Origin of the sequence: Micromonospora psammae (genome assembly GCF_036902725.1) — a bacterium.
Lineage (GTDB): Bacteria > Actinomycetota > Actinomycetes > Mycobacteriales > Micromonosporaceae > Micromonospora.
The window spans coordinates 145,101-157,292 of record NZ_JBAKHM010000005.1 but is presented as its reverse complement, the minus strand read 5'-3'; the positions used below and the strand labels follow the sequence as shown (position 1 = coordinate 157,292).

Annotated in this window: 13 protein-coding genes; 4 read left to right on the top strand and 9 right to left on the bottom strand. The window is 73.9% G+C overall.

Annotation, left to right across the window (positions count from 1 at the left end; genetic code table 11):
• Positions 1 to 64: 64 nt before the first annotated feature.
• On the bottom strand, positions 65 to 1,486 hold the full coding sequence (locus V6U79_RS10685; protein ID WP_334614597.1) for an outer membrane protein assembly factor BamB family protein: 1,422 nt from the start codon (positions 1,484 to 1,486) through the stop codon (positions 65 to 67).
• A 112-nt stretch (positions 1,487 to 1,598) separates the two neighbouring features.
• The gene (locus V6U79_RS10680; protein WP_334521109.1) at positions 1,599 to 2,123 is read right to left on the bottom strand and encodes an Lrp/AsnC family transcriptional regulator; all 525 of its coding nucleotides are present in this window, start codon (positions 2,121 to 2,123) and stop codon (positions 1,599 to 1,601) included.
• 145 nt (positions 2,124 to 2,268) lie between these two features.
• On the opposite strand from V6U79_RS10680, the gene hppD reads away from it, so the two are divergent.
• Genes hppD through hisC form a run of 4 tightly spaced genes read left to right on the top strand, consistent with a single transcriptional unit; the run spans position 2,269 to position 6,279 of the window.
• Positions 2,269 to 3,474 (top strand): 4-hydroxyphenylpyruvate dioxygenase, encoded by a 1,206-nt coding sequence (hppD, locus tag V6U79_RS10675; RefSeq protein WP_334614514.1) that lies wholly within the window; start codon positions 2,269 to 2,271, stop codon positions 3,472 to 3,474.
• Positions 3,475 to 3,485: 11 nt separating this feature from the next.
• Positions 3,486 to 4,241 carry an RDD family protein gene (locus tag V6U79_RS10670; protein WP_334614513.1) on the top strand — a complete coding sequence of 252 codons (756 nt, stop codon included), beginning with the start codon at positions 3,486 to 3,488 and terminating at the stop codon, positions 4,239 to 4,241.
• Positions 4,238 to 5,179 (top strand): RDD family protein, encoded by a 942-nt coding sequence (locus V6U79_RS10665; RefSeq protein ID WP_334614512.1) that lies wholly within the window; start codon positions 4,238 to 4,240, stop codon positions 5,177 to 5,179. Before V6U79_RS10670 ends, V6U79_RS10665 begins: the two co-directional genes overlap by 4 nt.
• Positions 5,176 to 6,279, top strand: a complete 1,104-nt coding sequence (hisC, locus tag V6U79_RS10660) for a histidinol-phosphate transaminase (RefSeq protein WP_334614510.1) — start codon at positions 5,176 to 5,178, stop codon at positions 6,277 to 6,279. The genes V6U79_RS10665 and hisC overlap by 4 nt, the downstream gene beginning before the upstream one ends.
• Before the next feature lie 43 nt (positions 6,280 to 6,322).
• Here the strand turns inward: hisC and V6U79_RS10655 are convergent, their stop codons facing one another.
• The 7 genes from V6U79_RS10655 to fahA form a co-directional block, all read right to left on the bottom strand.
• Positions 6,323 to 7,192 carry a hypothetical protein gene (locus tag V6U79_RS10655; protein WP_334614509.1) on the bottom strand — a complete coding sequence of 290 codons (870 nt, stop codon included), beginning with the start codon at positions 7,190 to 7,192 and terminating at the stop codon, positions 6,323 to 6,325.
• A gap of 256 nt (positions 7,193 to 7,448) precedes the next feature.
• Positions 7,449 to 7,994, bottom strand: coding sequence for a hypothetical protein (locus V6U79_RS10650; protein WP_334614508.1), 546 nt, complete (start codon positions 7,992 to 7,994; stop codon positions 7,449 to 7,451).
• 58 nt (positions 7,995 to 8,052) lie between these two features.
• A complete protein-coding gene (locus tag V6U79_RS10645; protein WP_334614507.1) occupies positions 8,053 to 8,586 on the bottom strand; it encodes a hypothetical protein in 534 nt (177 codons plus the stop codon).
• Positions 8,587 to 8,641: 55 nt separating this feature from the next.
• Positions 8,642 to 9,895, bottom strand: coding sequence for an outer membrane protein assembly factor BamB family protein (locus V6U79_RS10640; protein ID WP_334614505.1), 1,254 nt, complete (start codon positions 9,893 to 9,895; stop codon positions 8,642 to 8,644).
• A gap of 109 nt (positions 9,896 to 10,004) precedes the next feature.
• Positions 10,005 to 10,487, bottom strand: a complete 483-nt coding sequence (locus V6U79_RS10635; RefSeq protein WP_334521130.1) for an SRPBCC family protein — start codon at positions 10,485 to 10,487, stop codon at positions 10,005 to 10,007.
• Between the two features lie 105 nt (positions 10,488 to 10,592).
• Positions 10,593 to 10,802 carry a DUF397 domain-containing protein gene (locus V6U79_RS10630; RefSeq protein ID WP_334521133.1) on the bottom strand — a complete coding sequence of 70 codons (210 nt, stop codon included), beginning with the start codon at positions 10,800 to 10,802 and terminating at the stop codon, positions 10,593 to 10,595.
• 155 nt (positions 10,803 to 10,957) lie between these two features.
• Positions 10,958 to 12,157 carry a fumarylacetoacetase gene (fahA, locus tag V6U79_RS10625; protein ID WP_334614503.1) on the bottom strand — a complete coding sequence of 400 codons (1,200 nt, stop codon included), beginning with the start codon at positions 12,155 to 12,157 and terminating at the stop codon, positions 10,958 to 10,960.
• Positions 12,158 to 12,192 lie beyond the last annotated feature (35 nt).

Sequence of the window (12,192 nt, the reverse complement as noted above, 5' to 3'; positions counted from 1 at the left end):
GGAAAAGCCTAGGGCAGACCGGTCGATCGGTGACACCCGCCGGGTCGGTCGTGGGACGCCGCTCTCATCCGTCCTTGGGGGCCTCGGTCCGGCACAGCTCCCGCTTCGGCCCGCAGTTGTCCCCGTCGGTCGGGACGCCGCCGGTGTCGCCCGGGCCGGTGTCGCCCGGGCCGGGGACGCCGCCGTCGGGTGGGGGCGCCGGTGGAACGGCGGCGCCGGCGCCGAAGCGGACGTACCCGATCTCCCGCCCCTCGCCGATGATCATGCCGTTCGGCCCGACCGCGAGCACGTTCGCGCTGGTGCGCAGCACCACCAGCTCCCGACCGGTACGCGGGTCGAGGGCGGTGAGCCGGTTCGGCTTCTCCGCGGCGACCACCGCCGCGTACGGGGTGAGGGCCGCGCCCGGCTTGCCGCCGGCGGGACGGGTCCAGCGCACCCGGTCGGCGCCCAGCTCCCGGCCGGTGATCGTGCGCTTGTCGGCGCTGCGCACCAGGGCGTACCGGTCGTCGACGGCGAGCAGCTTCTCCCCCTCGGCGTCGACCAGGAGCAGCCGGCCGTCGTACCCGTCGAGGACCGCCTCCCGGCCGTCCGGCGCCACTCCGACGAGCACGTTGCGGGCGCCCTGCGGATCCTCCCGCTGGGCGCAGCCCGCGCTGTCGGCGGTCCGCACGTTCACCCCGGCCCGGCGCCACACCTCCTGGCCGGTGGCCGGGTCGCGGCCGGAGATGGCGTACCGGCAGCTGCCGTCGGCGGAGACGGCGGTGATCCGCAGCATCCGCCCGCCGACCACGGCGAGCCGCTCGTCCCGCCCGGGCTCGACGTTCTGCACGACCCGGCCGGTGGCGGTGTCGACCACGTGCACCCGGCCGTCGACGGGGAAGCCCAGCAGCGGCGGCACCCGCTCCGGGCCGGCCGCGCCGTCGTCCACCCGCAGGGCGGTGAGTCGCCGAGTGCCGAGCAGTTGGGGATTGTCGGCGAAGAGGCCGGTGCTGACGCCCGGCAGGAACGCCGTCCACAGTGGCGTGGTGCCGCGCGGGTCCCAGGCGCTGAGGGTGCAGTCGGTGGCCTCGGTGCAGCGCGCGTCGAGCAGCAGGTTCCGGTACGTCCACACGGCCACCGCGTCGTCGTCGCGCCGACGGACCACGCCCGTGGCGGGGTCGAGCAGCTCGTACCCCTTGACCAGGAGCTTGCCCACGGCGACGACGGCGTCGCGGTCGCCGCCGGCCACCGCGGCCCAGTCCGCCTTGCGCTCCCACAGCTGCGTGCCGGTGGCCAGGCTGCGCGCCTCGACCCGGGTGCGCTGCTCCACGACGACGGTCTCCCCGGCGATGGTGACGCTCTTCGGGGTGCCGCCGACGCGCTGCTGCCAGACCACGTCCGGCTCGGAGATCGGCTGGCTGCGGTTCACCCAGTCCCACAGCCCCGGGAACGGGTTCCACACCCCGGTGGCGGCGAGCACGACCACGGTGACGAGCCCCACCAGCAACGCCCCCCGTACGCCCCCAAGGCCCTTCACACCGCACACCGTAGCGACGATCACCGACCTCTCCCGCTCCCGGCCCGGAGTGTCGCCGCCCTTTCTCCGCGTCGCCGGCCGGTCAGGAAGGGGCCGCCCCCGCGCCGGGTTGCCCTTCGGCGCGCCGGGCCGCGGAGCGGACCAGGGGCAGCACGCGGTACGGGATCTGCTCGGCCAGCGCGATGATCGTCGACGCCCGGCGGATGCCCTCGTAGGAGACGATCTGGTCGATCACGCGTTGCAGGTCGGTGTTGGACCGGGCCACGATGCGGCAGAGCAGGTCGCTGGCGCCGGTGATGGTGTGCGCCTCCAGCACCTCGGGGATGGCGGCCAGGTGGGCGGTGACCGCGTCGTGGCCCTGCCGCTGGCTGATCTCCAGGGTGACGAAGCTGGTCACCCCGAACCCGATGGCGGTCGGCGAGATGTCCGGCCCGAACCCGCCGACCACCCCTCGGTCGACCAGCTTGTCCAGCCGGGCCTGGACGGTGCCCCGGGCCACCCCGAGCCGGCGGGAGCACTCGAGCACCCCGATCCGCGGTTCGTCGGCGAGCAACTGGATGAGCCGGGCATCCAGCTCGTCGAGCTGTACATCCTGTCCAGCATTCATGTTCTACGACCCTACGTTATGCGCAAGCTGACCAGCCGAACCGCCAACGGTTGCCCAGTGAACCCGGTAACCGCGATCCTCGCCACAAGAACAACCGAACCACCGCGGCGGCCCACCAGGCCGGCCGGTACGCAGGGAGGACACCATGACCCAGGCGATCGACCGACCCCAGTCGACCGAGGAGGTCGACGTCGACCTGCTCGTCGGCGCCGTCGACCACGACATCAGCCGCGACCCCTTCCCGGTCCGGGGCCTCGACCACGTGCACTTCCTGGTCGGCAACGCCAAGCAGGCCGCGCACTACTACTCCACCGCGTTCGGCATGACCTGCGTGGCGTACCGGGGGCCGGAACAGGGCTACCGCGACCACGCCGAGTACGTGCTGACCAGCGGCTCGGCCCGGTTCGTGCTGACCGGCGCGGTCCGCCCCGACGCGGCCGGCGCCGACCACGTCGCCAAGCACAGCGACGGCGTCTCGGACATCGCGCTGGAGGTGCCGGACGTCGACGCCGCGTACGCGCACGCCGTCGCCCAGGGCGCCACCGGCCTGGTCGAGCCGCACGAGGTGAGCGACGAGCACGGCACCGTCCGGATGGCCGCCATCGCCGCGTACGGCGACACCCGGCACACCCTGGTCGACCGGTCCCGCTACACCGGCCCGTTCCTGCCCGGCTTCGTCGCCCGCGGCCCGATCGTGGACCGGCAGCCGATGATCGACGCCGGCCTCCAGCCGAAGCGCTTCTTCCAGGCCATCGACCACGTGGTCGGCAACGTCGAGCTCGGCCGGATGGACGAGTGGGTGGAGTTCTACAAGCGGGTCATGGGCTTCACCAACATGGCGGAGTTCATCGGCGACGACATCGCCACCGACTACTCGGCGCTGATGAGCAAGGTCGTCGCCAGCGGCACCCGCAAGGTGAAGTTCCCGCTCAACGAGCCGGCGATCGCCCGCAAGAAGTCGCAGATCGACGAGTACCTGGAGTTCTACCAGGGCCCGGGCGCCCAGCACATCGCCGTGGCCACCAACGACATCCTGGCCAGCGTCGACGCGATGCGCGCCGCGGGTGTCGAGTTCCTGGACACCCCGGACTCGTACTACGACGACCCGGAGCTGCGCGCCCGGATCGGCAAGGTCCGGGTGCCGATCGAGGAGCTGAAGGCCCGCAAGATCCTGGTCGACCGGGACGAGGACGGCTACCTGCTGCAGATCTTCACCAAGCCGGTGCAGGACCGCCCGACGGTCTTCTTCGAGCTGATCGAGCGGCACGGATCGCTCGGCTTCGGCAAGGGCAACTTCAAGGCGCTCTTCGAGGCGATCGAGCGGGAGCAGGAAGCGCGCGGCAACCTGTAACACTGTCGAGCGTGACGCAGCCTCCGACGTACCCGACGCCGCCGGCCGGTGGGCCCCCGCCCGCCGCCGGCGGCTTCGCGCCCCCCGCCGGCCCCACCCCCCAGGGGTACGCCGTGCCGCCGCAGCCCGGTCCGTACGGCGCGCCGCCGCAGGCCAACCCGTACGGCCCGCCACCGCAGGCCGGCCCCTACGCCGGGCTGCCGGTGCACCCGGCGGGCCCGCCCCGACCCGGCTTCCCGGGCGTGCCGCTCGCACCGAACGGGCAACCGCTGGCCAGCTTCGGCGACCGGCTGCTGGCGGTGCTGATCGACGGCCTGGTGATCATGGGCATCTGCATGGTGGTCATCCTGCCCGCCGTGCTCGTCCTCCTCCTGGCGGTCCTGCCCGACCTGACCGCCACCACGGCCGACGGCAGCTACGTCGAGGCGGACCCGGTCACGGACTTCCTCCTGCCGTTCCTCGCCCTGGAGGCGGGGATCCTCCTGTTCGCGATCGGCGTGACCTACGTCTTCCACGTCGAGATGATGTTCAAGACCGGGCAGACGCTGGGCAAGCGGGTGATGAAACTGCGGGTCGTCCCGCTCGACCCGGCCGCCACGCTGGACCGGAGGGCGGCGGCGAAGCGGTGGGCCGCCCACCAGATCGGCGGATCGTTCATTCCCGGCTTCAGCTACGTCGACGGACTCTGGCAGCTCTGGGACAAGCCCTGGCAGCAGTGCCTCCACGACAAGTTCGCCGGCACCGTCGTCGTTAAGGTGTCCGGGTGAGTGTGCAACCCGGTTGGTACGTCGACCCCGCAGACCCTTCCACCAGGCGCTGGTGGGACGGCGAGGGCTGGATCGGCGCGCCCGTCCCGGTCGACGTCACGCCCCCCGAGGGGCCGCCGCCCCCCGAGCCGGCCCCCGAACCGGCCCGCCCGGCGTCCCCGGCCGCCCCACCGGCCACCGGTGCGCCGGCGCCGCCCGGACCGGTCGGTGGCCACCCGGCCGGCCCGGTCACCCCGTACGGCCCCGGGCAGGTCCACCCGCACGGGGCGGGACACCCGCAGGGGCCACCGCCCGGCTGGCCCTACCCGACCTGGCCGGGTCGTCCGCCCGCGCCGCGCCCGCACGGCCTGCCCCTGGCCGGGTACGGCGCCCGGCTGATCGCCCGACTGATCGACTTCGGCGTCCTCCTCCTGCTCAACGTGCTGGTCAACGGCTGGTTCGTCTGGCGGTTCGCGCTGGAGATCGCCCCGCCGTTCCAGGAGTACTGGCGGCGGGTGAACGCCCGGGACCTGAGCACCGAACCGCTGCCGGCGGCCGGGGCGCAGAGCGGCTCCCTGCTGGTCGCCATCCTGCTGATCGCCACCGCGCTCTGGTACGCGTACGAGGTGCCGTCGATGGCCGCCAGCGGGCAGACCTTCGGCAAGCGGCTGATGGGCGTACGGGCGGTGCCCCTGGAGGCGGACCAGCCGCTCGGCTTCGGCCGGGCCACCCGCCGGTGGAGCACCCTGGGCCTGCCCACGCTGCTCTGGTACTGCTGCGGCTTCGGCCTGCTGCTCCAGTTCGTCGACGCGGTCTCCGCCCTCTTCGACCACCCGATGCGCCAGGCCCTACACGACAGGCGCGCCCAGACCGTCGTGGTGCAGATGCCGCGAACCGGCGGCACCGCGACCCGTCCCGCCCCGCACGACCGTGCCGACTCCCCGGGAGACACCCCATGACCGACACCGGACGTCACCAGTCCTCGCTGCGGCTGACCCGCGCCGACCTGGACGCGCTGCCCAACTACGTGCCGGGTCGCAGCCCGGCCGACCTGGCCCGCGAGCTGGGCCTGGACGAGGCGATCAAGCTGGCCAGCAACGAGGTGCCGTACGGCCCGCTGCCCGGCGTGGTCGAGGCGGTCACGGAGGCGGTCGCCGGCTCGCACCGCTACCCGGACATGGGGGTGGTGGCGCTGCGCGCGGCGCTGGCCGAGCGGTACGGCGTGGACGCCGACCGGATCGCCACCGGCTGCGGGTCGGTGGCGTTGGCCGAGCACCTGGTCCGGGCCACCTGCCTGCCCGGTGACGAGCTGCTCTACTCGTGGCGCTCCTTCGAGGCGTACCCGATCATCGCGGCGACCAGCGGCGCGACCAGCGTGCGGGTGCCCAACGACGCCGGGCACGGGCACGACCTGACGGCGATGGCCGCGGCGGTGACCGACCGGACCCGGATGGTGCTGGTCTGCAACCCGAACAACCCGACCGGCACCGCCGTCCGCCGGGCGGAGCTGGACCGCTTCCTCGACTCCGTCGGCGAGGACGTGCTGGTGGTGATCGACGAGGCGTACCGGGAGTTCGTCACCGACCCGGAGGTGCCGGACGGCCTGACCTACCTGGACCGGCCGAACGTGGTGGTGCTGCGCACCCTCTCCAAGGCCTGGGGCCTGGCCGGCCTGCGGATCGGTTTCCTGGTCGCCGCGCCGGAGGTGGCGGCGGCCGTGCGCAAGGTGGTCACCCCCTTCTCCACCAGCATGGCCGCCCAGGCGGGCGCGCTGGCGGCGCTGGCCCAGGCCGACGAGGTGCGGCGGCGGTGCGCGCTGGTCGTCGCCGAGCGGGACCGGGTGACCGAGGCGCTGCGCAAGCTGCTCCCCGACGTGCCGTCCAGCCAGGCCAACTTCGTCTGGTTGCCGCTGGGCGATCGGGCGGTGGAGTTCGGCAAGGCGTGCGAGGCGCGCGGCGTGATCGTCCGGCCGTTCGCCGGGGACGGGGTGCGGGTCACCATCGGGACCCCGGCCGAGAACGACGCCTTCCTGGCCGCGGCGGAAGCCGCGCTGGCCTGAGCGAAGGACCGGGCCGCCCCCGGTCGGAGGCGGCCCGGTGGTCTCAGGCGGCCGGCACCGGCTCGCGGAACCGGGCCCGCCGGCGGTACGCGTGGATCACGAACAGGGTCAGCACCAGGCCGGAGGTGACCAGGCCGCCGGTGAGCACCTGACCGGACCGGTCGGTGGCGCTGGCAGCCGCGGCGGCGGTGGCGGTCCCGAAGCTGAGCGTCCCGGTGGCGTCGCGCTTCGTCCAGCCGCTGGCCAGGTCGAGCTTCGCCGACCACGGGCCGTCCGGCAGGCGGCGGTCCAGGATCACGCGGACGGTGGTGGTTCCGCCGAGGGCGAGGGTGGACGCCTCGGCCTTGATCGGGCCGGCGGAGAGCCCGCCCGGCCCGTCGGTGAGGCGCAGCTCCCCGGCGAGGTCGAGCGCCCGTTGGCCGGTGTTGCGCACCTCGGCGGTGACCACGGGGGTGCCGTCCTTCTCCCGGCCGCCGGTGAGCGGGCCGATCTCGAAGCCGGAGGGGGGCTCGCCGCCCGGCCCGACGGAGAGGTAGACCCGGACTCCGACCCGGCCGACGTTGCGCACGGTCTGCCCCTCGACGCCGGCCACCTCGGCCCAGATGACCGCGTACCGTTCGCCGGCCTCGGCCTTCTCCGGTACCTCGATCGTCGCCAGCACCTCGATCTCTTCGTCCGGCGCCAGGTGGGGCTCCGCCCGGTCGACGTGGATCCAGCTGCTCAGCTCGTTCTCGGTACGGCCCGGGGCGAAGACGAAGCCTTCCGTCGTCACGTCGGCGGCGGCGGCGTAGACCGAGATCGGTCGGCGGTCCTCGGACAGGTTCCTGACCAGGACCCGACGCTTGATCGTCGTGCCCGGACGTACGTGGTCGACGATGTACTTGTGGGCCCGGGTGTCGTCCCGGCGGTCCACCGGCGCGTCGAGCAGCCGGATGCCGACGGCGGACGCCGGTCCGACCGGGCTCGGGCTCGACGTCGGACTCTGTGAGGGCCTGCGTGGTCCGTCCCGGCGCGGCACCCCGGCCCCCGCCTGGCCGGCGTCGGGCCGGTCCGGCGCCTGCGCCTGGGTGCCGGTCCGTGCCGGCGGTGGCCAGGTGTGCGGCGTGGCCGACGCCGGTGCCCCGGCCGCGACCAGGAAGGTCAGGGCCAGGGCGACGACGCGGACGGGGTCATGCCACCGAATGGGTCACCGTCGCACTGTAGGTGCCACTCACCGCTGTGGCCGGCACGTTGATGCGGATGGTCGGGTTCCAGGTCGCCGAGTTGTTGCCGCTGCCGGAGGTCTTCGAGAAGGCGGTACGGGGGACGGAGAGGCTCACCCGGTCCGTCGCGGTCGGCTGCCCGGGGACGAAGGTGCCGGTGCCGGTGGTGCTGGTCGCCGGCCCCGACCAGTACTCGACGAGGCCGGGCGTGATCAGCTCCGCCGGGCTGCCGGAACCACTGACGAACTCCGTGATGCTCACGGTCGTGACCCAGCTGGCGTTGAGCGTCGCCCGTTGGTCGACGACCTGAACCGGGCCAATCGAGCCCTCGATGGTGGTGTCGGCGAAGGTGGAGCCGAGGTTCACCGCCGGTGGCGCGAAGATGTTCAGGTTCGCGGCTCCCACCGTGAAGGTGACGATGGTGTCGTCGGTGGGGGACGCCGCGGCGGGCGATGCCAGTGCCACCACGGCGGCGGCAGCAGCGGCGGTCAGGGAGAGAAGTCGCTTCTTCATGCCGTCACCTTAGGTATCGCGAACGCCCTAAACTGGGCTTATTCGGACAAATAACTCATCAGGCGACAGAGTGCGTAACAGTTCCGGTGTAGGTGCCGGCCACCACGTTGGACGGGATCGCCACCCGGATGTTCGGCGTCCAGCGCACCTCGTTGTTGCCGTTGCCCGAGGACTTGCGGAACGCCTCGCGGGCCACGTTCAGCGTGACCGCCTGGGTCGAGCTGAGCTGGCCGGGCGCGAGGACGCCGCCGCCGGTGCTGCGCACCGTCGGCCCGGACCAGTAGGAGAGTTGACCGGGGGCGATCGTCCGCAGGGCACCTCCCCCGCCGGCGACGAAGACGCTGGCGGAAACCGTGGCGACCCAGGTGTTCGGGTTCACCGGGCCACGGGAGTCGCGCACCTCGACGATGCCGAGCGAACCGGTCAACGTGCCGCCGGTGAAGCCGGTGCCCAGGTTGACGGCCGCCGGCACGGTGATGTCGACGCCAGCGGTCAGGGACAGGCGCAGCGTCCGAGCGGCGGGTGCCGCATGGGCCGGCGGCGCGGTGACGAGGATCAGGAACGCACCCAGCAGGGCAGCCACGAGTCGCATTCTGTGACTATAATTAACCTATGTCCGTTTTGTTGAGCTGGGTGGCGGGTGCCGCTCAGGTGGCGGCCAGCACCACCGGCTCGGTCATCAGGAACCACTGCTGGTCGTCGGCGCCCGGACGGGCGTTCCCACGGAGCCGCTCCACCGCCACGTAGCCGTCCACCGCGTGGGCCAACCCGGGTTTCCAGCTGGTCCCGTCCTGCCCGACGGTGAGCGGGAAGCGGGACCGCTCCGCGCTGGTCACCGGGTCCAGCGTGATCAGCTCGCGTGACCCGGTCAACGCGTACACCCGGCCCGGCTCGGCGGCGATGACCCGCACCTGGCCCAGGTCGCCCCGCCGCCACCGCAGCTTGCCGGTACGCGCGTCACGGCCGCTCAGCACCCCGTCGGTCACACCGACCGCCAGGTCGCCGGCGAGGACCGCCTCCGCCGCGTCGAGCGCGGGAGCGGGCACCGGCTCACCGGCGCCGACCAGCCAGCCCCGTCCGGCGGCGTCGCCGGGCGCGGCGGTGCGCAGCCCCCGGCACTGCGACCGGGGGGTCAGGCAGCCGAGCGGCGTCACGACCAGCTCCGCCCCGGCGTCGGGCGGCCGCCAGCGGGTGCCCACCGCGCCGGTGGTCACGTCCCGGAACTCGACGGTCGCCGGGCCCGCGCAGGCGTCGACGGAGACGAACCGGCCCGCCGCGGTGGTGCCCAGGCCGGTACGGCAGTCCGTGCCGCCGCCGGCCCGCCACAGCTCCCGCCCGTCGACCAGCCCGTAGCCGCGCAGCCCGCCCGGTCCGGAGACCACCAGCACCGACCCGCCGCCCGGGCCCTGCCCGACGGAGATGCCCGGGGGGTCCCAGACGGTGGCCGCGCCGGTGCGCCGGGCGGTGAACCCCGCGCCGGGTTCCGGCCCGCCCGCCCGCCAGGCCACCCGACCGGTACGCCCGTCGAGCGCCACGACCTTCCCGTCCGACCAGTGGGTCACCACGGTCGTGCCGCTGGCCAGCACCCCGTTGACCTGCGCCGGCCACCGCCGGTACGACCAGAACGGGGTGACCCGGTGCCGGCGGTCGACCGGGCGGTCCGCGTACACCTGGCGGGTGGTGGCGTACACCCGCAGCCGACCGTCGACGATCAGGGGCGCGGCCGGTAGCCGGCCTACCACGCCGATCTTCGGGGTGGCCGCCGGTGGCAGTTCGCCCCGGGCGGGCGTGCTGACCTCGGCGGGGGCGAGCACCCGGTAGCCGATGACGGCGACCGCCCCGAGGGTGAGCAGCGCCGCGACCGCGACCGCTATCCGTCGCCGGCCCTTCGGGACACCCATGCCGCACCTCCGCCCGGCACCCTACCCAGGCAATCCCGGTGCGCCCCGGTCAGGTCGCGGCAGGGCGCGCCGTCGGGTCGGTCCGGCCCGCGCGGTCTCCCCCGGGCGCTCAGGCCGCCACGGCGGTACCGCTGGCCCCGACGGCGGCGGCCAGGTCGGCGATGTCACGCCGGATCGCCCCTTCCACCGCCCGCGCGGCCAGCCCACCGAAGAGCAGCGCCATCACCCGGCCGTACGGCGCGATCGGCACCGCCTCGTGCTCGACGGTGACGGCGGTGCGACTGCGGCGGCGACGCTGGACCGTCCGCAGGGTCCAGGTGATCCGGTAGTCCACTCCGATGCCGGGCGAGCTGAGCACCAGCTGGTGCGGTGGCGTCACCGCCAGCACCACGAACTCCTCCGCCTGGTCGCCGCCGTCCGGCCTGGTGCGGGTCTCCCGCCAGGCGGTGCCGGGTCCGAACCGGCCCGGGGTGAGCAGCTCGACGCCGCCGACGGTGGAGAGCCAGTCGACGCGGACGGGCAGTTCGGCCAGGAGCGCCCAGACGTCCGCGGCCGGCGCCTCGATGAACTCGGTGACCGTGACCGTGGACATGACACCTCCCGTGTCGTCCACCGTACGGCGGGTGAGCGGGGCACGGGAGCCCTGGATGGAAATTCCGTCGCCGGTGCCCCGGTCGGGGCACCGGAGACGGCCGGCTCAGGGACGGAGGTGACCGCCCCGGAGCGCGTCGACGAACGCGGTCCAGCCCGGCGGGCCGACCACGAGCACCGGCCCCCGCGGGTCCTTGGAGTCACGTATCCCGACCACGCCTCGGGTGCCGGCGAGATTGTCCGCCACCTCGACGCAGAGCCCCTGGTCGTTGGAGCGGCTGCTGGTGCGCCAGACCGCGCCCACAAGATCGTTCATGCTCGTACCTCCTGTCCGCTGGAACGTGCCGTGTCGGTCACGACCCACGCCGCCCCGGGACGGGACGGCGTGGGGTGGTGACCGAATCCGGTCGATCAAACTCGGCAGGAGGCCCGGCCGATCGGACAGCCGGTGCGACCGCGGGACGGTAGGGGTCAGCGGGCGGGAAGGATCCGCCCGGTCACCTCCCCCAGGGCGATGGTGGTGCCGTCCGGACCGGGGGCGGTGGCCCGGATGGTGACGGTGTCGCCGTCCTCCAGGAAGGTCCGGGTCTCTCCACCGCCGACCTTGACCGGCTCGGCGCCGCCCCAGCTCAGCTCCAGGAACGATCCGACCTGGCCGCGCTCCGGGCCGGAGACGGTGCCGGAGGCGTAGAGGTCTCCGGTGCGCAGCGAGGCCCCGTTGACGGTCAGGTGGGCCAACTGCTGGGCGGGGGTCCAGTACATGGTGGCGAAGGGCGGCTCGGCGACCCGCTCGCCGTTCCACTCCACCGCCAGGCGCAGGTCGAGCCCCAGGTGCGGGGTGTCGCGCAGGTAGTCCTGCACCGGCGGGTCCTGGTCGGGGGCGGGCACGAACGCCTCGGCGAGCGCGTCCAGCGGCGTCACCCAGGCCGAGACGGAGGTCGCGAAGGACTTGCCCAGGAACGGGCCGAGGGGCTGGTACTCCCAGGCCTGGATGTCCCGGGCCGACCAGTCGTTGACCAGCACCACGCCGAAGACGTGGTCGGTGAAGTCGTCCACGGAGACCCGGTCGCCGAGCGCGCTGGGCACGCCCACCACGAAGCCCACCTCGGCCTCGATGTCGAGGCGGACGGAGGGTCCGGCGGTGGGGCCCTGCGGGGTGGCACGCTGCCCGCTGGGGCGGACCACCGGCGTGCCGGAGACGACCACCGTGCCGGCCCGGCCGTGGTACCCGATCGGCAGGTGCTTCCAGTTGGGCAGCAGCGGCGGCTGGCCGGGGCGGAAGATCTGCCCGACGTTCGAGGCGTGGTGCTCGGAGGAGTAGAAATCGACGTAGTCGGCGACCTCGAACGGCAGCCGCAGCTCGACCTCGGCGAGCGGCACCAGCAGCGGCTCCACCGCCGCCCGGTGGGCCTCGTCGGTGAGCAGCTCGACGATCCGCTGCCGCACCGCCGTCCACTGCGGACGCCCGAGCGCCATGAAGTCGTTGAGGGTGGGCCGGCCGAGCGCCCCGGCGGCCAGCACCAGCCCGGCCGCCTCCGCGCCGGCCAGGTCGAGTACGAGGTCGGCGACGCGTACGCCGATCCGCGGCTCGCGCCCGCCGTGCCGGAACACCCCGTACGGCAGGTTGGCCACCCCGTACGGGGAGCCGTCGACGCCCGTCACCCAGCTCATGCCGCCACTCCGCTCCGTGCCGTACCGCACCTGCT